General features: G+C 60.1%; 22 protein-coding genes. 15 read left to right on the top strand and 7 right to left on the bottom strand.

What is annotated here, in order from left to right; genetic code table 11:
* Positions 1 to 76 precede the first annotated feature (76 nt).
* Complete coding sequence (locus ACVWY9_RS03310; RefSeq protein WP_457387498.1) at positions 77 to 2,242, top strand: amylo-alpha-1,6-glucosidase; 2,166 nt, start codon at positions 77 to 79, stop codon at positions 2,240 to 2,242.
* Between the two features lie 144 nt (positions 2,243 to 2,386).
* On the opposite strand, the gene ACVWY9_RS03305 is transcribed toward ACVWY9_RS03310, so the two are convergent.
* From ACVWY9_RS03305 to ACVWY9_RS03295, 3 genes are all read right to left on the bottom strand, one after another.
* Positions 2,387 to 4,153 carry an ABC transporter substrate-binding protein gene (locus tag ACVWY9_RS03305; protein WP_457387524.1) on the bottom strand — a complete coding sequence of 589 codons (1,767 nt, stop codon included), beginning with the start codon at positions 4,151 to 4,153 and terminating at the stop codon, positions 2,387 to 2,389.
* A 267-nt stretch (positions 4,154 to 4,420) separates the two neighbouring features.
* On the bottom strand, positions 4,421 to 4,930 hold the full coding sequence (gene ispF, locus ACVWY9_RS03300; protein WP_414342922.1) for a 2-C-methyl-D-erythritol 2,4-cyclodiphosphate synthase: 510 nt from the start codon (positions 4,928 to 4,930) through the stop codon (positions 4,421 to 4,423).
* A gap of 364 nt (positions 4,931 to 5,294) precedes the next feature.
* Complete coding sequence (locus ACVWY9_RS03295; protein WP_414329949.1) at positions 5,295 to 5,588, bottom strand: TIGR02450 family Trp-rich protein; 294 nt, start codon at positions 5,586 to 5,588, stop codon at positions 5,295 to 5,297.
* 190 nt (positions 5,589 to 5,778) lie between these two features.
* Here ACVWY9_RS03295 and ACVWY9_RS03290 point away from each other — a divergent pair, with 190 nt between their 5' ends.
* Positions 5,779 to 6,177, top strand: a complete 399-nt coding sequence (locus ACVWY9_RS03290; RefSeq protein ID WP_414350476.1) for a hypothetical protein — start codon at positions 5,779 to 5,781, stop codon at positions 6,175 to 6,177.
* An 80-nt stretch (positions 6,178 to 6,257) separates the two neighbouring features.
* Here ACVWY9_RS03290 and ACVWY9_RS03285 read toward each other — a convergent pair whose 3' ends face one another.
* The gene (locus ACVWY9_RS03285) at positions 6,258 to 7,583 is read right to left on the bottom strand and encodes a UbiH/UbiF/VisC/COQ6 family ubiquinone biosynthesis hydroxylase (RefSeq protein ID WP_457387497.1); all 1,326 of its coding nucleotides are present in this window, start codon (positions 7,581 to 7,583) and stop codon (positions 6,258 to 6,260) included.
* A gap of 324 nt (positions 7,584 to 7,907) precedes the next feature.
* On the opposite strand from ACVWY9_RS03285, the gene ACVWY9_RS03280 reads away from it, so the two are divergent.
* From ACVWY9_RS03280 to recN, 4 genes are all read left to right on the top strand, one after another.
* On the top strand, positions 7,908 to 9,260 hold the full coding sequence (locus ACVWY9_RS03280; protein WP_457387496.1) for a TldD/PmbA family protein: 1,353 nt from the start codon (positions 7,908 to 7,910) through the stop codon (positions 9,258 to 9,260).
* 71 nt (positions 9,261 to 9,331) lie between these two features.
* Entirely contained in the window at positions 9,332 to 10,801 is a 1,470-nt protein-coding gene (locus ACVWY9_RS03275; RefSeq protein ID WP_457387495.1) for a glutamate-cysteine ligase family protein, read from the top strand.
* Positions 10,802 to 11,035: 234 nt separating this feature from the next.
* A complete protein-coding gene (locus tag ACVWY9_RS03270; protein ID WP_457387494.1) occupies positions 11,036 to 12,052 on the top strand; it encodes a M14 family metallopeptidase in 1,017 nt (338 codons plus the stop codon).
* Between the two features lie 194 nt (positions 12,053 to 12,246).
* Positions 12,247 to 13,953: a DNA repair protein RecN gene (recN, locus tag ACVWY9_RS03265; RefSeq protein ID WP_457387493.1), complete on the top strand. Its 1,707-nt coding sequence runs from the start codon at positions 12,247 to 12,249 to the stop codon at positions 13,951 to 13,953.
* Between the two features lie 35 nt (positions 13,954 to 13,988).
* Here recN and ACVWY9_RS03260 read toward each other — a convergent pair whose 3' ends face one another.
* The gene (locus tag ACVWY9_RS03260) at positions 13,989 to 14,696 is read right to left on the bottom strand and encodes an ABC transporter ATP-binding protein (protein WP_457387492.1); all 708 of its coding nucleotides are present in this window, start codon (positions 14,694 to 14,696) and stop codon (positions 13,989 to 13,991) included.
* Positions 14,693 to 15,511 (bottom strand): ABC transporter ATP-binding protein, encoded by an 819-nt coding sequence (locus ACVWY9_RS03255; protein ID WP_414329274.1) that lies wholly within the window; start codon positions 15,509 to 15,511, stop codon positions 14,693 to 14,695. Before ACVWY9_RS03255 ends, ACVWY9_RS03260 begins: the two co-directional genes overlap by 4 nt.
* Positions 15,512 to 15,830: 319 nt before the next feature.
* On the opposite strand from ACVWY9_RS03255, the gene ACVWY9_RS03250 reads away from it, so the two are divergent.
* From ACVWY9_RS03250 to ACVWY9_RS03235, 4 genes are all read left to right on the top strand, one after another.
* A complete protein-coding gene (locus tag ACVWY9_RS03250; RefSeq protein ID WP_011432413.1) occupies positions 15,831 to 17,084 on the top strand; it encodes an ABC transporter substrate-binding protein in 1,254 nt (417 codons plus the stop codon).
* A 263-nt stretch (positions 17,085 to 17,347) separates the two neighbouring features.
* Positions 17,348 to 17,692, top strand: coding sequence for a hypothetical protein (locus ACVWY9_RS03245; protein WP_011432412.1), 345 nt, complete (start codon positions 17,348 to 17,350; stop codon positions 17,690 to 17,692).
* Positions 17,693 to 17,879: 187 nt separating this feature from the next.
* On the top strand, positions 17,880 to 19,811 hold the full coding sequence (locus ACVWY9_RS03240; protein ID WP_457387491.1) for a BamA/TamA family outer membrane protein: 1,932 nt from the start codon (positions 17,880 to 17,882) through the stop codon (positions 19,809 to 19,811).
* 65 nt (positions 19,812 to 19,876) lie between these two features.
* On the top strand, positions 19,877 to 20,245 hold the full coding sequence (locus tag ACVWY9_RS03235; RefSeq protein WP_457387490.1) for a hypothetical protein: 369 nt from the start codon (positions 19,877 to 19,879) through the stop codon (positions 20,243 to 20,245).
* Here the strand turns inward: ACVWY9_RS03235 and ACVWY9_RS03230 are convergent.
* Positions 20,242 to 21,324, bottom strand: a complete 1,083-nt coding sequence (locus ACVWY9_RS03230; protein ID WP_457387489.1) for an Mrp/NBP35 family ATP-binding protein — start codon at positions 21,322 to 21,324, stop codon at positions 20,242 to 20,244. The two genes, ACVWY9_RS03235 and ACVWY9_RS03230, sit on opposite strands and share 4 nt — an antisense overlap.
* A gap of 296 nt (positions 21,325 to 21,620) precedes the next feature.
* Between ACVWY9_RS03230 and ACVWY9_RS03225 the strand changes: the two genes are divergently transcribed.
* From ACVWY9_RS03225 to ACVWY9_RS03205, 5 genes are all read left to right on the top strand, one after another.
* Complete coding sequence (locus tag ACVWY9_RS03225) at positions 21,621 to 21,785, top strand: DUF6464 family protein (protein ID WP_457387523.1); 165 nt, start codon at positions 21,621 to 21,623, stop codon at positions 21,783 to 21,785.
* Between the two features lie 68 nt (positions 21,786 to 21,853).
* On the top strand, positions 21,854 to 22,348 hold the full coding sequence (locus ACVWY9_RS03220) for a GNAT family N-acetyltransferase (RefSeq protein WP_414330224.1): 495 nt from the start codon (positions 21,854 to 21,856) through the stop codon (positions 22,346 to 22,348).
* Between the two features lie 349 nt (positions 22,349 to 22,697).
* Complete coding sequence (locus tag ACVWY9_RS03215) at positions 22,698 to 25,463, top strand: cation-translocating P-type ATPase (protein WP_457387488.1); 2,766 nt, start codon at positions 22,698 to 22,700, stop codon at positions 25,461 to 25,463.
* A 62-nt stretch (positions 25,464 to 25,525) separates the two neighbouring features.
* The gene (locus tag ACVWY9_RS03210; RefSeq protein ID WP_457387522.1) at positions 25,526 to 25,753 is read left to right on the top strand and encodes an oxidoreductase; all 228 of its coding nucleotides are present in this window, start codon (positions 25,526 to 25,528) and stop codon (positions 25,751 to 25,753) included.
* Between the two features lie 15 nt (positions 25,754 to 25,768).
* Positions 25,769 to 25,990: a hypothetical protein gene (locus tag ACVWY9_RS03205; RefSeq protein WP_457387487.1), complete on the top strand. Its 222-nt coding sequence runs from the start codon at positions 25,769 to 25,771 to the stop codon at positions 25,988 to 25,990.
* Positions 25,991 to 26,119 lie beyond the last annotated feature (129 nt).

The raw sequence follows: 26,119 nt of genomic DNA, 5'->3' as shown, positions 1-26,119 counted from the left end.
CGCCTTCTTTGAGTGGACCGATAGCAGTAAGCTGTTCGCGTAGGAGACCGGCTGGATAGGGATCGAGAAGACCGAGATGGCAGAAGACATCATCCAAATTCAAGATCAGTACTACATCCGGGCCAGCGCCTCTTGGGTGGAGGCACGCTCTCATGTTCTCAAGCATGACAACTGCTTTGCCATCTTTGACCGGCGAGGGAACATGCGCCCCCTCGGCATCCGGGATCATGGCCTCTTCCGGGACGACACCCGCTTTTTGTCCCGCTGGGTGTTGGACTTGCAGGGAAAGCAGTTCCTGCTGCTCAGCTCAGAGGTGCGGGAAGACAAAGATATTTTGGCGGTGGATCTGACCAACCCGGAGTTCACCACCTCAGAGGGGCAGTTTATCGGTCAAGATACTCTGCATGTTTTACGGACTACTTTTTTGTGGAACAACGTTGCCTACGAGCGCATTCGCATTCACAACTACGGCTCGGCCTCGTTTCGCGTGCCGATTACCCTGCGCTTTGAGGCAGACTTTGCCGATATTTTTGAGATCCGGGGCATCCGACGGGCCCAGCGGGGTCAAGTGCTGCCGGCCCAGGTGACCCCCGAGAGGGTGGTTCTTCGCTACCGCGGCTTAGATGGAGTGGAGCGGCAAACCCAGTTGCAATTTTTGCCGGCGCCGGAGCTAGTGTCGGAGAAGCTGGCGCAGTGGTGGGTGCCTTTGGCCCCGCAGGAGGAACGGGATTTGGAGCTGAGGGTGATCTGCAGCTACGGCGGGGAGGAGATTGCCCCTTTGACCTACCAGGAGGCTCTGCAGGCGGAGCGGGAGCAAAGGGCTTCCTTGCGGGCGCAAGCCCACCGGATCGACACCGGCAATGCTCAGTTTAACGATTGGCTCAACGCCTCACGGGATGATCTGCTGATGATGCTCACCCGCACTCCCTACGGGCTTTATCCCTATGCGGGGGTGCCTTGGTTTACCACGGTCTTCGGGCGCGACGCCCTGATCACCGCCCTGGCCACTCTCTGGTGGTTTCCAGACTTGGCGCGGGGGGTGCTGCTGTATCTGGCGGCCCACCAGGCCCAGGAGGTGGATCCCAGCCGCGATGCCGAGCCTGGCAAGATCCTGCATGAGCAGCGCTCCAGCGAGATGGCCAAGACGCGCGAGATCCCCTTTGGCAATTATTTCGGCAGCATTGACTCCACCCCTTTGTTTGTGGTGCTAGCAGGGCGCTACGTGCGCCGCAGCGGCGATCTAGAGCTGTTGCGGCAGCTCTGGCCAAACATCGAAGCAGCCCTGCACTGGATGGACACTTACGGGGATGCGGACGGGGACGGCTTTTTGGAGTATGCCGGCAAGGCGCGGCGGGGCCTGCGCAACCAGGGCTGGAAAGATTCTGAAGATGCCATCTTCTACCCGGACGGATCCCTGGCAGAACCCCCCTTGGCCCTGTGCGAGGTGCAGGGCTATGCCTACGAAGCTAAGCAGTTGGCAGCAGAGATGGCCGAGCTGCTGGGGCGGCAAGAGCAAGCAGCCCAGTTGCGACAACAAGCGGAAAAGCTGCAGCAGCAGTTTTGGGATCACTTCTGGTGCGAAGAGTTGGGGGGCTATGCCCTGGCTTTGGATGGCCAGAAGCAACCCTGCCGGGTGCGCAGCTCCAACATGGGCCACTGTCTGTTTTCGGGGATCGCCCATCCCGAGCACGCCGCCCGCATTGCCCGGCAACTGCTGGAGCCAGCTTTCTTCAGCGGCTGGGGGATCCGCACGGTGCCGGAGGGAGAGGGCCGCTACAACCCCATGTCCTACCACAACGGCTCCATCTGGCCCCACGACAACGCCTTGATTGCAGCAGGCTTATCTCGCTATGGCTTCAAGGGCGAAGCGGTGCGGGTTTTGACAGCGCTGTTCGATGCCAGCCAGTTTCTGGAGCTGAAGCGGCTGCCGGAGCTGTTTTGTGGCTTTCGGCGGCGACAGCGGGAGGGCCCCACCCTTTATCCGGTGGCCTGTCTGCCCCAGTCTTGGGCGGCGGCCAGTGTGTTTTTGCTGCTGCAGGCTTGTCTGGGGCTGGAGATCGACGGGCTGGCTCAACGGGTACATTTAACCAAGCCCACTCTGCCCCTGTGGCTGCCCCATGTCATTCTTGAGAATGTGCAGGTGGGCCAGGGATCCCTGGACATCGGCCTCTATTTACAAGCGGGGGGAGTGGGGATCAACATTCTCAGGAGTGCGGGGGACGTGGAGTTGACGGTGAAATAGTTGCAAAATTCAGGACATCCGCAACCCAACCTACAACTAAGTTTCACCTGCCAAATGTGGCGATAGGGACACAACTCAACAGTTCAGACAGCCTCTCCCTATCTCACATCATCAGATGCATCATCAGACACGTCATCAGAAGTTCTACTCTTGAATGTAGAGCTGATCCAAATTCCACAATGGCCCCAGAATGGGTCGGGGATCCACCCCTTGAATGCGGTTGCGCAGGGCTGAGAGAACCAGGGGGTTGAAAGTGCCAATTTGGGGCAGCTGTTCCTGGATGATGATTTGAAACCGGTCGTAGAGGGCCTTGCGCTTTTCAAAGTCTAGCTCCCGCACCCCTTCGATAAAGATGCGGTCGATCTCCCGTTCCCAATCGCTGACCTCAACCCCTTCTGCCGGGTTGCCGGGCAAATCTCCCAGATTAAAGAGGTGCAAACGGCCGTCGCTGCGCCAGATGTTGGAGCCGTTGTTGGGCTCGGTGCCGCCGCCACCAAAGCCCAGCAGCAGGGTTTCCCAGTCGCGGCTATCGGTGCGCTGCACCAGGGTGTTGAAGGCGATGGGGGTAAAATCAACGGTGATGCCGATCCGCTCCAGATCAGCTTTGATCAACGCGCCGGTGGCCTCCCGCTGATTGTTGCCGGCGTTGGTGAGCAAGGTGAAACGGACACGGTTGCCCTCGGAATCCCGCAGGTGGCCCTCAGCATCGTAGGTGTATCCGGCATCGAGGAGCAGTTGCCGCGCTTTTTCAGGGTTGTAGTCGTAGGTGGGCAAGCCCTCTTCAGGGCTGAGGTAGAAAGGGCTGGCGGGGGAGAAGACCGAGTGCTGGATCTGGCCCAACCCTTGCAGGACGCTATCGACGTAAAACTGCCGGTTCATGGCGTGGGCCACCGCCTGGCGGAAGTTCAAATCGTTAAACCAGCGGCTTTTGACGGGATCCACAAAAGGCCGCCCGGTCTGGGGGTTACGGGCGCGGCTGAGGTTGAAGGCAAAGAAATAGTTGTTCAATGTCTGGCCGAGATTGTAGATGGTGAACTGATCCCGTTCTTCTTCCCGCTTCAAGAGCTGAAAATCTCTCCCCCGCACCGAAAACACGTCGGTCTCGCCGGAGCGAAACTGCAGCAGCGCGGTGTCCTCTGAGTCCACAATGCGCAGGATTACCCGTTCAATGCGCGGGATCCCTTCCCCCTTCCAGTAGTAGGGATTGGGCCGGTACACCAGCCGCTGGCCGGGGGTGTATTCCTGCAAGATATAGGGGCCGGCCCCCACCAACTCCTGCACCGGCGTGTCGATACCCCAGGTTTGCAAGAAAAGGGGGTTGCCCTGGCTGTCCACCTGCTCGACGGTGGGCTCGAGGATGTGCTTGGGCAAAATAGGGGATCCCGCCTGCAGCAGAAAGGGAGCGAAGGGCTCCGGCAAAACGAACTCAATCCGCCGCTCGTCCAGCGCCCGCACCTGAGGCAATGCTCCGGCTTCTCCAATTCGCTTCACATCCCGCGCAGAAGTCGGGATCCGCTCGTTGAAGATGATGCGGTTAAAGGTAAAGTCCACATCTGCTGCTGTCAGAGGCTCTCCATCCGACCAGCGCAGCCCCTCCCGCAAGGTAAAGACATACCGCAAGCCGTCCTCAGACACTTCCCAGCCTTCCGCCAGCTCCGGTTTGGGCAAGAGGGTATCCTCATCCAAGGTGACCAAGCCCGCCTCCAGGTAGGCGATGGCGTCGCGGCTGGAGCTTTCGGCGGCCAAATAGGTGTTGAAGGTTTTGGGATCTGAAGTCACCGTGGCAACCAGATGGGGGGGGCGGGTGGGCGTGGCACAAGCGCTGAGCCAGAGCAGAAGGATCCCCAAGAGTAGAGGGACAAAAAGGCTTCTCTTGAGCTGGTCTGTTGAGGTGCTGTTTTGGCCCACCATTTCCTTTGCCAAGTCGTTGTTCCAAGCAAGTTTGGGACGGCTCGCCCGCATCCCGCGCCCTGTGGCCCAAGCGCTCCGCGCTGCTGAGGCCCTCACCCCCAGCCCTTCTCCTAGAGGAGTAGCCCCCCTCCCGGCCCCTTTCCCAGGGGGAAAGTTGGGGATCCAGGTAATGGGTGGTTTGACTGCGACTTGGGCAGATTCTGCGTTTTTGAGGGAGCGATTGCTTGCCAGTTTGGCAGCTCAGGCAGTGGGGTGACCAGGTTCTTTTCAGATTCTGATGGGAAGGTCAGAGGAAGCTTGTCCTCTCTGTTCCAGCAACAGGGCTACTGCGAAGGCAGCAATGGCCTCTCCCTGACCTATGGGGCCCAGTTTTTCGTTAGTAGTAGCCTTGACCCCCACTTGCTTGGGGGAGATCTGCATCGCCTCTGCCAGGCGGGCCTGCATGGCGGGGATGTGAGGTTTGAGCTTGGGCTGCTCCGCCACCACCACACTGTCTACATTGGCAACGCACCAGCCCTCTTGGCCCACCAGCTGCACCACTTGCTGTAGTAAAAGGATGCTATCTGCCCCTTTCCAACGCTCTTCTTCAGGGGGGAAGTAGTAGCCAATATCCCGCAGAGCGGCAGCCCCCAGGAGAGCATCCATGATGGCGTGGGTGAGGACATCGGCGTCGCTATGGCCCAATAGCCCCTTTTCGTAAGGGATCCGGATCCCGCCCAGGATCAGGGGGCGCCCCTCGACGAGGCGGTGGATGTCGTAGCCCTGGCCAATGCGCACTTTTCCGGCTCCCTTGGGAAAACCATCGAGACCCTTGTCGACCATCGCCCCCTCCGAGGAGCTAGGGGGATGGGAGTCGAGTAACCGACAAGCAGCTTTTGAGAACGCCTCCTTCTATTCTGCCGGCTCCAGAGGGGAATAGCAGATGGGACAAGACGAACCACTGTAGCAGTCGAAGCAGATGAGGTGAGACTTCCCGTAGGGATTGGCGCAGCGCTTGGCCCACTGATAATCGCTGTAGCTAAGATCTTTTCCGCAAACGTCACATCTGGCCATCCCGCTTTCTTCTCCTCAAGCTTCCGAATTAAAACACCACACTAGAGAGATGATCCTAATCGATCCCTGAGCCCCAGCTTGAGAGAAACTATCCCCCAGCCCTGTCCAGAAGGGGATCCTGCCGCCCACAGGGGATCCCGTCTTCGAGAGGCGTCCAGCCCGGCTGCCAAAGATCCCGGTTCTTCAGGGTGGCCGCGTTGACCCAGAGGCGCACCTGGGGATCGCAGACGGCTCTGAGCTCGGCAAACACCAGCCCTCCTTCCCCTTGTTGGCGAGCGGTGACCTGAAAATGTCGCCAACCCAGAACAGGCTGAACGGAAGTCCATTTGGAGCCGAGGAGGTGCGGGAAAGGCTGTTTCCGACGGGGTTTGTTGCGAGCCACGGGACGGAGGGTGCGAGCGGGTAAGGGATGAAAGGGACCCAGCTTTCCGGCCATTCCTGAGGACGGCAGCGGGGATCGAGGGGAGCGGCAAAGCCAGCCGAGATCCTGAGTTTCCCTCAGATCCGCCTGTGATCGGTATGTGTGATCGGTATGATCGAGGGGATCCCTTTCCACTCCAGCCTATCCAACCATGGAGCAGCACCGGCAACGGCTTCAGTTCTCTTTCTGGCAGGCAGTCTTGAAGGGGGGCCTTCTGTTTCTGATCCTGGCTGGCCTAATCTTGGGAACAGGCCTGCCCTTGGGAGCGGCAACCGGCCCCACTTTGTCCGGCAAACTTACGGGGCCAGAGTGGCGACAAGCAGACCCGGAGGCCAAGCAGGACTTTTGTCGCAAAGCCTTTCAAGCGTTTCGCGCCTCTCCTTCCCAAAGCTATATCATCAGCTCCAATGTGCAGGCTTTGACCCCAGAAGGTTTGTGTCGGCGCTTGGATCAGTTTTATCAGTATGCCGTCAACGACGAGATCCCCATCAACCAGGCGGCCAATATTGCCCCGTTGCTGTTTTCAGACTTACCCCTGGAGCAGCCTTGATCCCTGTGGAGCGCTTGGTCTGCTGGGGACAAAGGCGGCGGGCGAGGATCTGGGCCCAGCTCTCAACAGTTTGGCCGGATCTAGACAGGCGTAGCCAGAGGTTCCGGGGGTGCAGGGAAAGGGAGCTGTTGGAGTTGGGGTTGGTGGGGGCGGATCCCCATCGCTTGGCGCATCAAGGCAGGCTTGAGCAGCGGCAAAACCTCCAGTCCCCACAGGCCCAGGCGACGCAAGACCAGCAACGGCCAGCTTCGGTTGGAAAAGAGGCGATTGGCAGCATCGGTTGCAAAAAGAACCAGCGCGTTTTCTGGGCGGCGACAGCGCTCGTAGGCTTGTAGCAAAGCCGGATCGCCGGGATCCCGGCCCGCCATTTTGGCTTCGATCAACAGGGCAGCCAAGGCCGCCACATCCCGCATGCCCAGATTCGCTCCCTGCCCCCCCAGCGGATGGGTGGTATGGGCAGCATCCCCCACCAAAGCCAGCCGGGATCCGATATAGGTTTGGGCATGGGCCCGCTGCGGCTGATAACAAGCTCTGGGAGAGGCGGCCAGCAAGGCTCCCAACTGGGATCCAAACCAAGGCCGGATGGCCTGCAGAAACTCAGCCTCAGATAAGCCCATCAGCCGATCTCGATCCGCTTGGCGAACTGTCCAGACGACGCAACTGCGATGGGGATCGGGGGTGGGCAAAATGGCGAAGGGACCGCTGACCTGAAAGCGCTCGTAGGCCACCTGCTGGTGAGGATGCTCATGGGTGAGGGTGGAAACGATGCACACCTGCCCATAGCCCCAGCGGGATAACGGGATCCCAGCCTGTTCCCGCAGCCGCGAACGGGCCCCATCTGCAACCACCAGCAGAGCAGCCCGCAGGGTTTGCCGGGATCCCTCCTGAGCCAGCAGCTCTACCCGCAGGTGATCTGCTGCAGGTGAGAAACTTTGCACCTGGGCGGGGCTGAAAAGGGTTACCGAAGGGCACTCGCGAATGCGCTGCAACAGAGCTTTTTGGGTGATTTGATTTTCCACGACGTAGCCCAGGGCCGGCGCTTGGAGCGTTTCGCGGCACAACTGAGCCATCCAGGGGCTTTCCCCATCAGAGACCTGAATGCGGTGAATGGGAGAAACTCCCCAGGCTTCCATGAGGGGCCATACCCCAATCCGCTGCAGAATACGAGCTGTCCCCAGAGCCAAAGCGCTGGCTCGGCCATCCGCCCCCACCCCCTGCGAGAGATCCCGCCCCTCGATCAGCCCAACACGGATTCCGGCCTGACCCAAAGCGGCTGCCAAGGTGGATCCCACCATCCCAGCTCCGGCAATCACCACTTCAAAATCCAGTCGCCTCGGCGGGACGGTGTCCTCGGCTGTTGTCGGGGCAACGGCGAGCGGGGCAGTGGAAGTGGGCAAAAGGCTCATGGGCACTCACGGCAAGTAGGCTTAACTTCCATTCTAGGGTTCCTGCACCCGGCAGGCCGCTAAGGACAAGCGGCAAGTGGGGTCAAAGCGCCACGAGGGATCCCTTTTGATCTCAGCCCCTTTGTTTGCTGCTGCAGGGTGGAATCCCTGTGGGTAGCTCTCTGCTGATTGTTGCCCAGGGGGAGCGGGCCGGAAGGTGCGCACCAGAGTGACGTTGTTGGACGAAGGGGTGGGTGCTGGGATCCCATGGGCCGCAGGGGGCTGGGAAAGGCATCCCTGAGCCATAGCCGATAATAGGACTGTCCTCTTGCTATCCCGCTTTCTATGCCCAGCTCCATCATTTCCCCGGAAAACCTGCTGGATCTTTGTGAACAGGGTGTACACAAGGCATTGGCTGCTGGAGCCGACCAGGCAGAAGTGTTTGCCAACTCAGGCCGGGAAACGGAAGTCACGTTTGAAAAAAACGACCTGAACCTGGCCCGCAGCAGCAGCGAGACCCTGTTCGGCGTTCGGGTTTTCTGTGGCGGCAGGCTGGGCTTTGCCACCTCCAACCGCCCGGAAGAGTTAGCTGAGACGGCGGCTGAGGCTGTGACCATGGCCAAGGCTTCGCCGGCGGATCCCCTCAACGGGCTGCCGGAGCCCCAACCTTTGCCCCAGGTGCCCTTTGCCCTCGACCCAGGCCTGCTGGAACTGGATGCCGCCGAGCTGACCCAGTTGGGATCCCAATTGCTGGAGTGGGTGCGCTCCAAAGACCCTCGCATCACCATCGACAGCGGCTCCCTCAGCGTGGAGGAAGAGACCCTGGCCATCGCCTCTTCCACCGGCATCCGCGCCAACCATCACAGCGTGGAAGCGGGGGGATCCCTGTTTGGCATGGCCATCGACGGGGACGAGGTGGGCAGCTTTGCCTACGACGGCGACAGTGTGCAGAAGCGGGCCGATCTGGTGCCGGCGCTGGAGCGGGCTTTTGATCGCTTTGTCCAGAAATGCGTGGGCGCGCTGGGGGCTGGCGAGGGGGAGAGCTTCCGCGGCCCCATTGTCCTGCCGCCAGATGTGGTGGAGGAGTTTCTAGGGGATCTCCTCTTTGTGCTGGGGGCGGATGCGGTGCGCAAAGGCAAAAGCCCCTTGGCGCAAAAAATGGGATCCCGGATCGCCAGCCCGTTGCTCACCGTGGTTTCTGAAGGCCTGGGCCTGCCCGGCTACCCCATTGAGCCCTTCGACCGCGAAGGGATCCCGCGCCAAATCACCCCCTTAGTTCACGAAGGGATCCTCTGCAACTTCATGTACAACAGCTACGAGTCCCGCGCTGCTGGCGTTCCCTCCAACGGCCATGCCACAGGGGGAGCAGGCAGCCTGCCGGGAGTAGGGCCGGCTTGCCTGAGGGTGGCCCCAGGGACAACCCCCCTGTCCGAGCTCTACGCGATGGATCGGGGAGTTATCGTCACCCGCCTCTCCGGCAGCAGCAACCCCATTACCGGTGACTTTTCTGGGGTGGTGAAAGGGGGCTTCTTGGTCAAAGGCGGCGAGAAACGCCCCATCCTGGAGACCACCATTGCCGGCAATCTCTACGATTGTTTGCGCAATATCTCCGCCATCTCACAAGAGGTGACCGTTTTCAACGGCAGCACGGCTTTTCCTGCTCTGCGCATTGAAGATGTATCCATCACGGCGGGCTAAGTAAAGCTAGGGGTGTCGAGATCCCGGCAACAGCGATTAACCTCATTCCCAAAAGCTGCGGAGTTGTTCCCATGGGCCAGGAGATCACCTGCCTCCGTTTTGGTACTGCAGACTTTGCTCAGTTTGCAGCTCGGCTCCAGCAAGAGACGAAGTTGCTCGAGCGCTGGTTGGCCGGTGCGCCGGGGCTGGATCCGGCTTGTCAGCCCTTTGCCCAGGGATCCCCGGTGGGCGGGTTTGAGCTGGAGGCATGGCTGGTGACCCCTCAGGGGGATCCGGCCCCGATCAACTCAGCCTACCTGGAAGCGGTGAACGATCCACTGGTGGTGCCGGAACTGGCCCAGTTTAACGTGGAGATCAACAGCCGGCCCCAAGTTTTGACCGGCTTGGCTCTGCGGCAGTTTCAGCAAGAGCTGGGCCAAACGTGGGATCGCTGCTGCCAGGTGGCCGAACACTTGCAGGTGGGGCTGATGATGATCGGCATTTTGCCTACGGTGCAGCAACGGCAATTGACCTTGGAGATGATCTCCCCCCGCAAGCGTTACCTGGCCCTCAATGAGCAAATCCTGAACTTGCACCGGCGCGAGCAATCCCAAGCGATCCCTTCCCTGGGGCTAGATATCGAAGGACCGGCTGGGCGGTTGCGGGTTACCCACCCGGACATCATGCTGGAGGCGGCGACCACCTCCTTTCAAATCCATCTGCAGGTATCCCCCCAACAGGCGGCCCGTTACTTCAACGCTTCCCTGCTCGTGTCAGCCCCCTTGGTGGCGCTGGCGGCCAATTCCCCCTACCTGTTCGGGCACGATCTGTGGGCAGAAACCCGCATCCCTTTGTTTGAGCAAGCTTTGGATGGGCCACCCCCGCCCTCCCCCACCCACTGCCCCCGCGTCACCTTCGGGCAAGGCTATGTACAGGGATCCCTGATGGAGCTGTTCTGGGAAAACCTGCATCGCTACCCGGTGGTGCTGCCGCAAACGTTGGCCGCCTCTCCCTGGGAGCTGGCCCATCTGCGCCTCCACAACGGCACCATCTGGCGCTGGAACCGACCCCTCATCGGCTTGGATCCGGTTCCCCACTTGCGCATCGAACAGCGGGTGGCAGCGGCAGGCCCAACCCTACCCGATATGATCGCCAATGCGGCCTTCTACTTTGGTCTGGTGCAAGCCTTGGGATCCCAGCCCGTTTCCCCCGAGCAGGAGCTAAGCTTTGCCCAGTGCCGCGCCAATTTCTACACGGCGGCCCGCTGGGGTCTGGAGGCCCCCATCACTTGGCTCAAGGGTTGGCAGGGATCCCTGCGCCAATTGCTGCTGGAAGAGCTGATCCCCCAAGCAGAGGCGGGTTTGGTTCAACTGGATCTGGCCCCCTCCGATATTCAGGAGTACCTGGGCATTCTCCGCGCCCGGGTGGAGTCGGGGCAGAATGGGGCCACCTGGCAGCGCCGCTATGTGGCTCGGCATGGTAAAGATATGCAACAATTGACCTGTGCCTACTGGGAACGGCAGCGGCAAGGCCAACCGGTACACACCTGGGATCTCAGCTAGGGCTCTCTCCACAGCCGGTTGTACCAGCGGTGGGCCACCGCGGCGGCAGGACGGATCCCTGGCCCGCATCTCGAGTGGGCAAACTCTCTCTCAGATGGCCTTGTTGCGACCCGAGCTACCGCAGCGAAACGGTTCATTCGCGACCAAGGACTTCGCTGGACTTCTGCTCCCTCCTACCCCAGGGAGAGAGGCCAGAAGCCAGAAGTTTGAGTCGAGCCTCTTAGCCCAAACAGTATGCTCACCGTTCTCGATCATCTACCGGATCAACTGCTGGATCTAGAGGCCCATCAGCTTTACGACCGATTGGGTGGGCCAACCCTCATCCATCTGCCGGGACGACGGGATCCCGCCCTGTTTGTGTCCGTCCTGCTGCACGGCAACGAAACCACCGGCTGGCAGGCGGTGCGACAGCTTCTCCGCCACTACGCCCAGCGGGAATTGCCCCGTTCTCTTTCCCTTTTCATTGGCAACGTGCAGGCTGCCCGCCACCGGCAACGGCGGCTAGATGGCCAACCGGACTACAACCGCATTTGGGGCCCCGGCTCCACCCCCGAGCACGCCATGGCCCAGGCCGTCCTGCAGCAAATGCAGCGGCGGGGCGTTTTTGCCAGCGTCGATATCCACAACAACACGGGCACCAACCCCCACTACGCTTGTGTCAATCACCTGGATGCCCCTACCCTGCACCTGGCCACCTTGTTTGGGCGCACCGTCCTCTATTTCACCAAGCCAGAAGGGGTACAGAGCATGGCCTTCGGGCGCTTCTGCCCGGCGGTGACCCTGGAATGCGGCAAGCCGGATCAACCCCACGGCACCCAGCATGCCTACGAATTCTTGGAAGCCTGCCTTCACCTGTCGGCGATCCCGCAGCGCCCTGTCTTCCGCCAAGATATCGACCTGTTCCACAGCGTCGCCATTGTCAAAATCCCGGATCAGGTGAGCTTCAGCTTTGGGGAAGAGGATGGCAACCAAGAGGGATCCCCCTCCCACATCCGCTTCCCGCCGGATTTGGATCTCCTCAATTTTCGGGAGCTTCCCCCCCACACCCCCATTGGCTGGACGAACAACGGCTTCCACCTGGAGGTGCAAGACGAGCAGGGCCAAAATGTGGCGGATCGCTTTTTCTATGCCTGCAACGGAGAAATTCGCACCAGCGTGCCCATCATGCCGGGCATGCTCACCCTCAACAGCCGCATCATCCGCCAAGACTGCCTCTGCTACCTGATGGAGCGCTACCCCCTGGCCGGCTGAGCCGGGCTGCCAATTTCCCCGAGGGGATCCCCAAACCAGAACGGGTGGTGCTCCCCACCCCTGCAATAACAGACTCCCCGCTGGCCGCTGTACCCGTCCGCCGAGGGATGGTGGGTACGCTAACGTGGGACAGAGCGACCCCGCAAGCCCTATCCTGAAAACTGCCAACGGCACGCTGAGCCCACGGGATCCCTATGTTGCGCCTGCTGCGGATCGAGAACTTTGCCCTGATCGAGCAATTGGAGATCCCTTTTCGAGCGGGGCTGAACGTGCTCACCGGAGAAACCGGGGCCGGCAAATCCATCATCCTCGATGCGCTGGATGCAGCTCTAGGAGGTACAGCTCGGGCTCTGCGAACTGGCAGCGAACGAGGTCTGGTGGAAGCGATCTTCAGTCCTAATCCTGAACTGCAAGCCTGGCTAGAACAAGAGCACATCGACCCCCTAGAGGAGGGCCTGGTTTGTAGTCGCGAGCTGGTGTTGCGCAACGGCAAGCTCACCAGCCGCCTGCGGGTGAATGGGGTGCTGGTGAACAAAGCCCAGATGCTCAACCTGCGGGCCAAATTGGTAGAGATCACTGCCCAGGGGCAAACCGTTCAAATTCAATCTCCCCAAACCCAGCGCCGTTGGCTGGACGACTTTGGCGGCGAAGAGTTGTTGCGAACACGGGCGGAGGTGGCTGCCCTTTACCAAACCTGGAACCATCTGAAAACAGAGGTGGAATCCCGCCAGCAAAGCCAACAACTGCGCCTGCAACGGCTAGACCTACTGGAGTTTCAAGCGCAAGAGCTGGCCGCCCTGCGCCTGGAGGATCCCGACGAAATGGCCAAGCTGGAGCGGGAACGGGAGCGCCTGGCCCACCGCGTGGAACTGCAACAGCAAAGCTACGCAGCTCACCAATTGCTCTATCAAAACGACAGCGGCTCACCGGCCATCGCCGATCTGTTGGGCCAGGTAGAACGGTTGCTCCAGACCATGACCCAGCGGGATCCCGACCTAGCCCCTCTGGCGGAAATGGTCAGCAGCGCCCTCATTCAGGTGGAGGAGGTGGGGCGAGAGCTAATTCGCTACGGCGAGACGCTGGAGGCAGATCCCAGTCGGCTGAACAAAATTGAACGGCGCTTGGCACAACTGAGACAAGCCTGCCGCAAATACGGCCCGACCTTGGCCGAGGTGATGGCCCATGCGGAGCGGGTGCAGGCGCAGTTGGCCCAACTGCGAGGAGACAACACCGACCTAGAGGAATTGCAGGTGCGGCTGGACAAAGCTGCCCAAGACCTGGAGCGCCATTGCCAGGTGCTCTCTCAACTGCGGCAACAAGCGGCCTGTCAACTGGAAAAGGCCCTCATAGAAGAGCTCAGCCCGCTGGGGATGAGCGCAGTGCAATTCCGGGTGCAGATCCAACCCGGCCCCCCGACAGCAGAGGGGGTGGATCAGGTGAGTTTTTGGATTAGCCCCAACCCGGGTGAGCCTCTTCAACCTTTGGCCAGCATTGCCTCGGGCGGCGAGATGAGCCGTTTTCTGCTGGCCTTGAAAGCCGTATTCAGCCGCATCGATCCGGTGGCCACCATGGTTTTCGACGAAGTCGATACCGGCGTGTCCGGCAAAGTGGCACAAGCCATCGCCACCAAGCTGCACAGCATTGCCCGAGATCACCAGATCCTCTGCGTCACCCACCAACCCCTGATCGCTGCCTTGGCGGATCACCACCTGCGGGTTCACAAGGTGGTGCACCAAAAACGAACTTCTGTGCGGGTGGAGCTTTTGGGAGAACGGGAACGCCGCGAAGAACTGGCCCAACTCACTGCCGGTCACTCTGCCCAAGAAGCGATGACGTTTGTGGAGGCTCTTCTCAACCAAGCAGCTCAACTGCGCAAGCAGCAAATGGCCAGTCCCGCTTGACTCTCCTTCTGGGAAAGGGGAGGGGAGTGAGGGCCTCAACCACCCAAGAACAGCTCCAGCACCTCAGGATTGTTCAACAAGTTGGGGCCGGTATCCTCAAAGCGGTTCTCTCCGGTGGACAAAACATAGCCCCAGTCCGCCATCTTCAGGGCCTGCTTGGCATTCTGCTCCACCATGAGGATGCTGATGCCGAGACGGTTGATCTCTTGCAGGAGGGCGAAGGTCTGTTCTATATACAGCGGCGACAGGCCAGCGGTCGGCTCATCCAGCAACAGCAACTGCGGCTCCACCATCAACGCTCGCCCTATGGCCAGCATCTGCCGTTGTCCACCCGATAGGGATCCCGCCGCTTGGCGTCGTTTCTCTTTCAGGGGCGGAAACAGCTCATAAACCCGCTCCAGTTGGGCGGCAGGGTTGTCGCGTCGGATGAAGGCCCCCATCTCCAGGTTCTCTTGCACGGTGAGGGAAGGGAAGACATTGTTGGTCTGGGGCACAAAGCCGATTCCCCGTCGCACCAGTTGCTCAGTGGGCAGGTGGGTGATGTCGGATCCCTGAAACAGCACTCGGCCTGAGCGGATGGTGGCCAAGCCAAATAAGGATTTCAGCACTGTCGATTTGCCGGCTCCATTGGGGCCGATGATCACCACAATTTGCCCGGGGTTCACCTTCAGGTGGATCCCCTTGAGGATGTCCACCCCCCGGTAGCCGCTGTAGAGATCCTGGATGTCCAGCAAAGGGGTCATGAGAGGGATCCCTCCGAAGGCAGAGGGGAGGGCTGGGGTGGGTTTAGGGAGTCGGCCAGTGCCACAGATCCCAAATAGGCCTCCCGCACGGCTGGGTTTTGTTTGATCTCCTCCATGGATCCCTGGGTGAGAACCTTGCCGGCAGCCATGACCACCACATGGTCGCAGAGACGGGTCACCAGATCCAGGTCATGCTCGATGATGCAGAAGGTGCAGCCGCGCTCGCGGTTGAGATACTCGATAAAACGCATCAAATCCGCCAGCAGAGTGCGGTTGACGCCAGCCCCCGGCTCGTCCAGCAGGATCACCCGTGCATCGGTCATCAAGGTACGTCCCAGTTCCAAGAGTTTTTTTTGCCCCCCGGAAAGGGTGACGGCCAGTTGATCCCGCAGATGGATCAGGTTCAGCCGTTCCAGAACCTCTTCGGCCCGAGCTTGCAGGTTGCGTTCTTGTCGTTGCACCCGCCGCCAACCGAACCAAGTGGCGAACAGGTTTTCCCCTATCTGGTTGGGGGGAACCACCATCAAGTTCTCCAAGACGGTCATGCGGCCAAACTCCCGCGGGATCTGAAAGGTGCGCACCAGCCCTCGACGGAACAGATGGTGAGGGGGCAGGCCGGTGATGTCTTCCCCATCTAGCCAGATGCGCCCGCTGCTGGGCCGAATAAACCCGGCGATGATGTTAAAGAGCGTGGTCTTCCCTGCCCCATTCGGGCCGATCAAGCCCGTAATCCGACCGGTTTCGATGCGGAAGGAACAGTGATCCACCGCGCTAATGCCGCCAAACCGCTTGGAGATGTCGTCGATAACAATCACGCCGCTGCCTTGGGAAAACCCCGCCGACCGATGAGTTCAGTATTTCTCAAAATATAATGAGCCCAATGGCCGAGTTTGCCCATTATCCTTCCTGGATTCCTACAGGGGCAACTGCCTTTGGAGGCCGCAGCCAGCCCTACAGCAGCCAAGGAACGGGCGAGATCCTGAGTCTGGCCCGCCTGTTTCCCGGAGCCATCTTTTCTTGAGGGAGTGGGGAACGCTTTGAGGTGAGCCAACGTCTGACTGCTACGGTTCAACACTTGCTTGACTTTTGGGATCTGAGTTCTACTTTCTCTTCCCTCATAGGAGGTTGTTGGTTATGTCTCCCATGAACAAACTCACCCGACGGGCCTTTGCGGCGGCGGCTGCCCTGACGGCTGCTGCTCTTGCCACCACTCTGCTGCCCAGCACGGCTCAGCAGGCAACTCAAGGGCCGGTCAAAATTGGGGCTTTAATGTCTCTCACCGGGGATCTGCAGGCCTTCGGGGAAAACTGCCTCAAAGGGATCAAGCTGGCGATTGACCAAATCAACGCCGCCGGTGGCATTTTGGGATCCCCTGCCCAAGTGGTCGAAGCGGATGACCAGACGTCGGCCCAGCCGGCTATCGACGCAGCTCAACGGTTGGTCACCGTGGAGAAGGTGGCCGGCATTATCGGCGCCTTGGGCAGCGGCATCACCATTCCGGTGGCCACGACGGTTTCTGTTCCCAATCGGATCCCGCAAATTTCCCCCGCTTCCACCGCCCCCACCATCACCACCCTGGAGGACAACGATTTTCTATTTCGCACGGTTCCTTCCGACGCCTATCAAGGGGTAGCCCTGGCCCAGATCACCCGTGAAGAGAAGCTGGAGCGCCTGGCCATCATCTACATCAATAACGACTATGGCCAGGGCCTGGCCGACAGCTTTAAGACGGCTTTTGAAAAGCGGGGCGGCACCATCACCAAGTCGGTTCCCTACGAGCCCGGCAAGGCTTCCTACCGCAGTGAGCTGACCCAACTGAAGGAAGGGGATCCCCAGGCGTTGGTGCTGATCGGCTACCCCGAAAACGGTGTGGTCATTTTGCGGCAAGCTTTGGAAGAAGGACTGTTTGACCGCTTTGTCTTCACCGATGGCATGCGCTCTCCCGATGTGGCAGCCCAGGTGGGAGCCGAAAAGCTAGAGGGATCCATCGGCGTTTCGCCCCAGGCCCTCACCGATAGCAAGGCTTACCAAATCTTTGCCGAAGCCTACAAAGCCGCCTACGGGGAGCTGCCCCCCACCCCCTACATCGACACCGCCTACGATGCCGCTTTTGTCCTGGCTCTGGCCATTCAGAAAGCCGGCAGCACCGATGGCACTGCTGTTCGGGATGCTTTGCGGGAAGTGGCCAATCCCCCCGGCACCGAGATCCTGCCCGGAGAGTGGGCCAAGGCTGTGGAGCTGATCGGCAAAGGGGAAGACATCTTCTACACCGGCGCCTCTGGATCCATCAACTTCGATGAGAATGGGGAAGTTGCCGGAACCTTTGCCCACTGGACTTTCCAAGGGGGGAAGGTGGTCGATCTGAAGGTGTTTGAGCCGGAGAGCTGATTTTCCCCTGCGGCTCCTGAGCGGGGGCCGGTTTCTCCTTCCGAGCTCAATTGAGACGATCAAGATAAGCAAGATTAAGTAAGACATAAGTAAGACGGGCCTGCACAGAGTACTCTCTGCAGGCCTTTTTGTGGGTTTGGGCCGCGCGGCTGTACGTCCCCAGCAGGGATCCCTCCCCATCACGTAGCTTTTTTTGCGGCAACTCAGCGGAGGGCAAAGCAGGCTAAAGTGTCGGCATCCTGGCGTCTTGTGGAGAATCCTCGATGTTGTCCACCCAACTCCTCCTCCCCGGAGTGGCAGCTCTGCTCGGCTTCGGGTTTGCTCCAGCCGTCCTGGCTCAGACTTCCCACACCCAGCAGATGGCGATCCTGAACGGCAACGCCACCACCCTGCAAAGCAACGTCCTGCAAAACACCGTCCTGATCCTGCCCAACGTTCCCCCACAACAGTACGCCGACAGTTGGGGCTGGAGGAGCAGCCGCTCTTTGCCTCCCACTCCTGCTCCCATCACCGTCGTCATCCTCAACTCCCAAGTCAACCTAGCTGCCGAGGAAGTCGAGCCGAGGTCTTGCGGCCAGCGCTGTAGGGGATCCCTGCGCCTGCCTTGAGCGGGGGAGGCTGCTTTTTGCACTCCAGACTGCCCAAGTCCGCAATCCGGTTCGCGGCCACGCTCGGATCTGGGTGGATGGGGATTGATATAATCCAGGGCAATTGTCCGCTGCCGGGCGGCAGAGGGTTTTAACGCAAGCTTGGCCCGGCTCTGCAATCTTGCTTTTTGGTGTGCGAGGGATCCCCATGAATCGTTCCAGGCAACTTCGCCCTTGGCTAACTTCAGCGCTCACCCGCGGGATGGTGCTCTGCACCGCTTTTGCGTTTGCTGAAGCGTCCCGTAGCGCTCTGCTGATGGGATCCCCGGCTTGGGCGCAATCGGTTCCTCAGCCCGGCACCCTCGACCTGCGCACCGGTGGCGACACCCCCGCCCAGCCCTCCCCCACCCCACCCCCCACTGCCAGCGAGCCAGAAGTGTTGGTAGCGGAGGTAGTGGTTGAGGGCACTGAAGATCCGGAGCTGATCAACCGGGTTTACAGCGTCATCCGCACCCGCGCCGGCGAGGTTTCCACCCGATCCCAGTTGCGGGAAGACATCAATGCCGTGTTTGCCACCGGATTGTTTGCCGATGTGCGGGCAGTGCCTTCCGATACGCCTTTGGGGGTGCGGGTCACCTTTGAGGTCAAGCCCAACCCAATCCTGAAAGCCGTGCGCACGGAAGGGGCGAAAGTTCTGGATCCGGAAGTGCTGCGGGCCGCCTTTGCCGACCAGGAAGGGCGGGTGCTCAACTTCGGCGAGCTGCAACTGGCTGTGGCCGAGATCGAGCAGTGGTACGCCGATAAGGGTTACGTGCTGGCCAAAGTGACGGATGTGCGCTCCTCTGAAGACGGCACCATCACCCTGGAAATCGCCGAAGGGGTGATCGAGGACATTCGCGTTCAGGGCAACACCAAAACCCGCGACTTCATCATCACCCGCGAGCTGAAGTCCAAGCCGGGGGATGTGTTTAACCGCAACCAAATCCAGGAAGACCTGCAGGCGGTTTTTAATCTCAACCTGTTTCAAGATGTGAATGTGGGGCTCAACCCCGGCCAGGATCCCGACAAGGTGGTGGTGGTGGTGAACGTGGAAGAACGTCGCACCGGCACTTTGGGAGGCACCATCGGCGTCAGCTCCGCCACAGGGGTCTTCGCCGGCCTCAACGTCTCCGAACAAAACTTGGGCGGCAACAACCAAAGTGCCAGCTTCAACGTGCAGGTGGGCACCAACGAAACCCTCTTCGATTTGAACTTCACCGACCCGCGGATTGCCACGCTGGAGATCCCCACCTCCTACAACGTCAACATCTCCAACCAGCAAAGTTCTAGCTTTGTCTTCAATGAGGGATTCACCCTGCCCAACGGGGATCCCGTGCGCATCAACCGTCTTGGTGGCGGGGTGACTTTCTCTCGCCCGATTGGGGGCAATTGGCGGGCCAGCTTGGGCACCCGCATCCAATTTGTAGAAGCTCGCAACAGCAACGGGGAGCAGCAGCGCTTCGATGTGCTGGGCAACCCGATTACCTTCAGCGAGAGCGGCCAAGACAGCTACACCACCCTGCGCCTCGGCCTCATCAACGACGCCCGCGACAACCCCAACAGCCCCAGCCAGGGATCGGTCTTTCGCATCTCCACAGAACAGTCGGTACGTCTGTTTCAAAATGGCTTGAATGCCAACCGCCTCGAGGCCGGCTACAGCCAGTTCATTCCCGTCAACCTGTTTGAAACCCGCAGCGAGCGACCGCAGGTATTGGCCTTTGATGTGCGAGCAGGCACGACCATCGGCGACTTGGCTCCCTACGATGCTTTTGCCATTGGTGGCGGCAACTCGGTGCGGGGCTTTTTCGAGGGGGGTATCGGTTCCGGTCGCAGCTTTGCTACGGCAACCGCCGAGTTGCGTTTCCCCCTTTTTGACCCGGTGGGAGCCGTGGTTTTCGCCGACTACGGCACTGATCTGGGCAGTGGAGCTGCCGTGGCCGGCAATCCTGCCCTGGTGCGCAACAAGCCGGGCAGTGGTTTGGGGCTGGGGGTCGGCATTCGCATCCAATCTCCCTTGGGGCCGTTGCGCATCGACTACGCCATCGGGCAAGGTGGCGCTGGCCAAGGCCAACTGCACTTCGGCATTGGCGAGAAGTTCTGACTTGGCCGTGGATCGGCTGCCGGCTTGCTATGGTGGGAGCAGGTGCTCGTCAGTGGAAGCAACCCATGAAACAGCAACTTGGCCTACCTTTCCCCAAGGGATCCCTGGTGTTCTTGCTGTGTTTGAGCCTGGCCCTAGCCGGGTGTGGGCCACTGGCGCGTCTGGGCATCGGCACAACCCCCATCGCCCAGATCGAACAAAATCCCTCCCGCTACACCAATGTGTATATCCGCGGTCGCGTGGTCAACCAGATAGGAGTGTTCGGCCAGGGCGTGTATGAGATCCAAGACAACAGCGGCTCCCTCTGGGTCATCACCGACAAGGGCCTACCGGCCATGAACAGCACTGTAACCGTGCGCGGCAAGGCCCAAGAGGGGATTGTGGTGGGGGGACGCAGCTTCGGGGTCTCGTTGGTGGAAGCCGAGCGCTTCTAGCCTGCCCCCAAAGCCAACATGGAAACGCGGCCTGCCAAGGTTTTGGCAATCTGCTTCAAGGCCCGGGCTGAAGCCGACTCAGGTTGGCCGATGACAATAGGCGTACCCATATCTCCCCCTTGGCGCAGGGCAATCTCCAACGGGATCCGCCCCAGCAGCGGGACACCAAGCTCGCGGGCCGTGGTCTCTCCCCCTTCCGAGCCGAAAATATCGTACTGGCGATCCGGCAGGTCGGGCGGGATGAAGTAGCTCATGTTCTCCACAATACCCAGGATGGGCACCCCCAACTGCCGAAACATGTTCAAGCCCTTGCGACTGTCCAGCAGGGCCACCGATTGTGGCGTGGTGACGATCACAGCTCCTGCCAGCGGCACTGCCTGCACTAGGGTCAATTGGGCATCGCCGGTGCCGGGGGGCATATCTACAATCAAGTAGTCCAACTCTCCCCACTGCACCTGATAGAGAAATTGCCGGATCACCCCGTTTAACATTGGCCCCCGCCAGATCACCGGCTGATCCCGTCCCACCAAGAGGCCCATCGACACCATCTTGACGCCGTAATTTTCCAAGGGGAAGATGTCTTCGCCGCCATCTTCCCGTTTTTGCACAACCAGAGACCGATCCTGCAGGCCCAGCATCAGCGGCACATTGGGACCGTAAATATCGGCATCCAGCAGCCCCACCCGGGCTCCACTTTGGGCCAGCGCCACGGCCACATTTACCGACACCGAAGTTTTGCCCACTCCCCCCTTGCCGCTGGAAATGGCGATGATGTTGCGCACACCGGGGATGGGCTGGCGATTCGGCAGGGAAGGGGAACGGGGGGTTTCTGCCGTTACCGTAACATCAATCGCTTCGATGGGGGCCAGCTGGCGGATGGCAGCTTTGCACTCCTCCACAATGAATTCCCGCAAAGGGCAGGCCGGCGTGGTCAGCACCAGGGTAAAGGCCACTCGCCCAGGCTCGACGCGAATATCCCGGATCATGTTCAGTTCCACCAGGCTGCGGCGCAGCTCCGGATCTTGAACAGGGCGCAACGCTTCAAGGATGGCAGCAGCATCAAGGGTGGAGGTGGTCATGGAATCGGAAGGCTCAGCGGGTCAGTCCATATTTCACTCTAATCGGTTTTTCTCGGGTTCTTGCCGGCAGGGAAGGACAGCTCCAAAACGGGCTGCCACGCTAGTCCTGGGCAAGCAGGCTGGCCGAGGCTGATTCTGGTTGGAAGACAACGCTGTTGGCCGACGGGGGAGGGCAATTGTGCAAGCGCTGAGTGGGAGTTGGCTTGTGGTTGGGGCTAACGTTCTGGGCTCAGTTGATCCCTCTGCTGGAAAAGAGGGGATCCCGCCGCCTCTCAATCGGGGACGAGCGCCGGGCCATGCCAACTCTCTTTTCTGACTCGGTCTGGGATCCCTTCTGCCGTTACTTTTCTCGGTCACCCTACCTGCCTTGTGCGGTGAGTCCTCTGGGCCCCTGCCGCTGCCCCCACCACGCTGCGCGTCCAAAAGATGCTGCCTGGGCGTTCTGTCCACAACAAGAATAAACTGTGGTCTGTTCTCGTGCCGGTATCTCAGGAAATTCAAGGAATTGGTTGTGAAGCCAGGCAAAAGTATGGAAATCCGTCCTGCCACCGCCTTAGATGTACCCGTTTTGTTTGACCTCATCTGCGCCTTGGCCGAGTACGAGAAGCTGAGCCACCTGGTAACGGGATCCGCTGATCTGTTGCGCCACTATTTGTTTGGCCCAGAGGCTTTGGCCTCGGCGTTGTTGGCAGAAGTGGAGGGGCAAGCGGTGGGATTTGCCCTCTACTTCCGCAATTTTTCCACGTTCCTGACCCGACCAGGGATTTACCTTGAGGATCTGTTCGTGTTGCCGGAGTTTCGCGGCAGAGGCATTGGCAAAGCGCTCTTGGCGCGGGTGGCTCAGGAGGCGGTGGCCAAAGGATATGGGCGGCTGGAGTGGATGGTTTTGGATTGGAATCAGCCGGCGATAGAGTTCTATCGACGCATGGGTGCCCAGCAACATCCCGAATGGATTCTCAACCGCGTGGTGGGTGCTGATTTGGAAGCTTTGGCTCGGCTGGCTGAGGATCCCTGTCGATCTTGAGCAAGCTCCCCTCTGTTACAGACCCTAGCATTCGTGACATCCTCCCGGCGCTCGTCCTACGGACAGAGCGCGGGCTTCCCTTGGCGTCAGCGGGATGGAGTCTTTACCTCGCGGTTGGGTATTCCTACCCCACGCCACTTGTCTAGGTCTACGACCCCCGACAGAACAACTGGACAGGTGGTTTCCCTTCCCCAGCATTCCTGGGTACTAGGCTTTGTTGACGCTGGGGGGAACAGCGGCACTTCTGGGGGGTAGGCGGCGTCGGCTAGGCTGTGGACTGTACGAGGGATTTGCCGTTGAATTCACGGCTGGCTTTCAAGTTCTGTTGCGATTCAACTAGAGACCTGCGATGGCAAAATCCGTCTCCCCTGACTCATTGCCGGCAGCTCCCTGGCACGCTCTGCCCGAAGAGGATGTTGCCCGCCAAATCGTTGCAGTGGATCTGCCTCTGGCGGCGCTTCTGGAACGGGGTCTGTCTCAAGCTGAGGTGATCCAGCGGCAGAAGCAATATGGCCCCAACGAGCTAAAGGCCAAGGCGGCTACCCCGGCCTGGGTGAAGTTTCTGCAGCAGTTCAACCAATCCTTGCTCTACATCTTGATGGTTGCCGGGGCGGTCAAGGCGTTTTTGGGATCCTGGCGCAATGCCATCGTGATCTGGGCGGTGGTGGTGATCAACGCTCTCATCGGCTACATCCAAGAGTCCAAAGCGGAGGAAGCGATCGCCGCCCTGGCCCAGTCGGTGGTGACGGAGGTTACTGTCATCCGGGAGGGGCAAAAACTGCGGGTGCCCTCGCGGGAGCTGGTGCCGGGGGATGTGGTGCTCTTGAGCTCGGGAGATAAGGTGCCCGCCGACCTGCGCTTGCTGAGCGTGCGCAACTTGCAGGTGGATGAATCGGCCCTGACCGGAGAGTCGGTGCCGGTGGAAAAACGGCTGGGATCCCTGGCGGAAGACACACCCCTAGCCGACCGCCAGAACATGGCCTATGCCGGCAGCTTTGTTACCTTCGGCCAAGGAGCAGGGGTGGTGGTGGCCATTGGCAACCAGACTCAAACAGGCCGTATCTCGGAGTTGGTCGAAAAGGGGGGATCCCTGCAAACTCCCCTAACACGCAAGTTCGAGGAATTCAGCCTCATGCTGCTCAGGATCATCCTCAGCTTGGCCGGGCTCACCTTTTTGGTGGGATTGGCTCAGGGACAGGGGGCGGCCAGTGTCTTTGAGGCGGCAGTGGCGCTGGCGGTGAGTGCTATCCCCGAAGGCTTGCCGACGGTAGTCACTGTAACCTTGGCGATTGGGGTTTCCCGCATGGCAAAACGCCACGCCATTATCCGCAAGCTGCCGGCGGTGGAGACCCTGGGCAGCGCTACGGTAATTTGCTCTGACAAAACCGGCACCCTCACGGAAAACCAGATGACGGTGCAGGCCATCTACGCCGGATCCCAGCTCTACCGAGTCACAGGCAGTGGCTACAGTCCTCAGGGACAAATCCTGGCCCAGGAGGGGGATGCTCCGGTGGAAGTGGATCGGCTGCCGGTGTTACAGGCTTGTCTCTTGGCCGGTTGCCTCTGCAACGACACCCGTCTCAAACTCAAAGACAACGGCCAGTGGGAGGTGGTAGGGGATCCCACCGAGGCGGCTCTGCTTGTGGCAGCCCAGAAGGGGGGTCTGGATCTGGAAGAACTGCAGCGCCGCCGCCCTCGCCTGGACAGCATCCCCTTTGAATCCGAGTTTCAGTACATGGCCACCCTGCACCGGCTGGGGCCAGAAGAGCATTGCCTCTATGTCAAGGGATCCGTAGAGGCTCTCTTGTCCCGCTGCCATAGCCAGATGGGATCCCAGGGGGAGATCCAGCCTCTGGAAGAGGAGCGGATTCGCCAGCAGGTGGAGGCGTTGGCACGACAAGGGCTGCGAGTTCTGGCCTTTGCCCAGAAACCTGTCTCCAGCAGCCAGACTCGTGTGGATCACCCCGATCTGGAAGGGGATCTGGTTTTCTTGGGATTGCAAGGAATGATCGACCCGCCGCGGCCGGAGGCCATTGCGGCAGTGCATTCCTGCCAAACGGCTGGGATCCAGGTGAAGATGATCACCGGCGACCACGTGCTCACGGCTCAAGCCATTGCCGAGCAGATGGGCCTGGGGGGTGGAAAACCTGTGCAAGCCTACAGCGGTCGAGATCTGGAGCGGCTCAGCCCCGAGAAGTTTGTTACAGCCGCCAATGAGGGATCCGTCTTCGCACGGGTGGTGCCAGAGCAAAAGCTGCGCCTGGTGGAAGCTCTGCAAGCGCGGGGGCAGATCGTGGCCATGACCGGCGATGGCGTCAACGACGCTCCGGCCCTAAAGCAAGCAGATGTGGGGATTGCCATGGGGCGAGGCGGCACCGAAGTGGCCAAAGCTGCTGCCGACATGATCCTGACCGATGACAACTTCGCCTCCATTGAGGCAGCCGTTGAGGAGGGGCGCACGGTTTACAACAACCTGCTCAAAGCCATTGCCTTCATCCTGCCGGTGAACGGGGGGGAATCGATGACGATTCTCCTCAGCGTGCTGCTCAACCGCGAGCTCCCCATTCTGGCCATTCAAGTGCTGTGGCTAAACATGATCAACTCCATCACCATGACGGTGCCTCTTGCCTTTGAGCCGAGCACAGGCCGAGAGATGACTCGCCCACCGCGGGATCCGAACGCCAACTTGCTCTCTCCTAGGCTGCTGCAGCGCATCCTGCTGGTGTCCGTGTTCAACTGGATCTTGATCTTCGGGGTTTTTGAATACATCGAACAAACCACCGGCAACCTTAACCTGGCCCGCACCATGGCCATCCAAGCGTTGGTGATCGGGCGCATCTTCTACTTGCTCAGCCTCAGCCAGGCCATTCCTACCCTGTTGGGCCGTGGACGTGCCAGCCAATTGGAGCGCCATGAGCGCCTCATGGATACAGCAGCCATTGCCATCGGCATTGGGGCGGCCATCCTGCTGCAGATCCTCTTCAGCCAGTGGAGCCTGTTCAACATTATCTTCGACACAGCACCCCTGTCTTGGGAGCAATGGGGCTTTTGTTTGCTGGTGAGCTTGCCACTCATCGTTGTCTCAGCGGTGGCCAATCGAGTGGATCCTGAATAAATAACTTGCTTTGGGCAACTCGCGCTCACTGGTCTCCTATCTAAAGAAATGTCGAAGAGGGGATCCCTCAGCCATTACTCAGATGTAGCCGGCCTCTGCCAAGAGATAAAAATGCCTGCTGGCCTAGGTCTGATGGCATCCAGCTTCACACCCGCTCTGGCTATCTTTTCGACCCATTTCCGCAAGGCAATGGCAATCGCCGTGCCCGTCTCTATGGCGGTTTTTGGGAAGATCGAGCCCGTTTTCTGGCGGAAGTTGCAGAAGACGTGATCAGAGTTCGGGGCACCTGACGAGTGAGGATGAGGTTGTCTCCAAGCAATGCCTATCCCCTGCGCGCCTTCGGCCATGGGGTGAAGTCTCAATTGCTTTCCCCTCTCAAAGGCGGTCAATTGCATCTGCGCCACGGCACCACCCCTATTCCAACGGCAATCTTTTGTCAGCTCCATCCACAAAAGCCCCAGCACTCTTCAGGGCTTGAGTTCTTTTTGCCCCCATCACCTTTTGGCAAGGGCAGGAACACCTCTTGAGGGAGACGAGGTTTTTCCTTCGGAGCTGCTGGCTCAAGGAACAGGAGAAAAACCTGTCTTCAAAAAAGCCTCCGACTTTCGGTTGCAGGAGTACATCACAAGGGTATGATCTTAAGAGAAGGATGTAGG

Source organism: Thermostichus sp. OS-CIW-31 (genome assembly GCF_054060305.1).
This window is presented reverse-complemented; position numbering and strand designations above follow the sequence as displayed.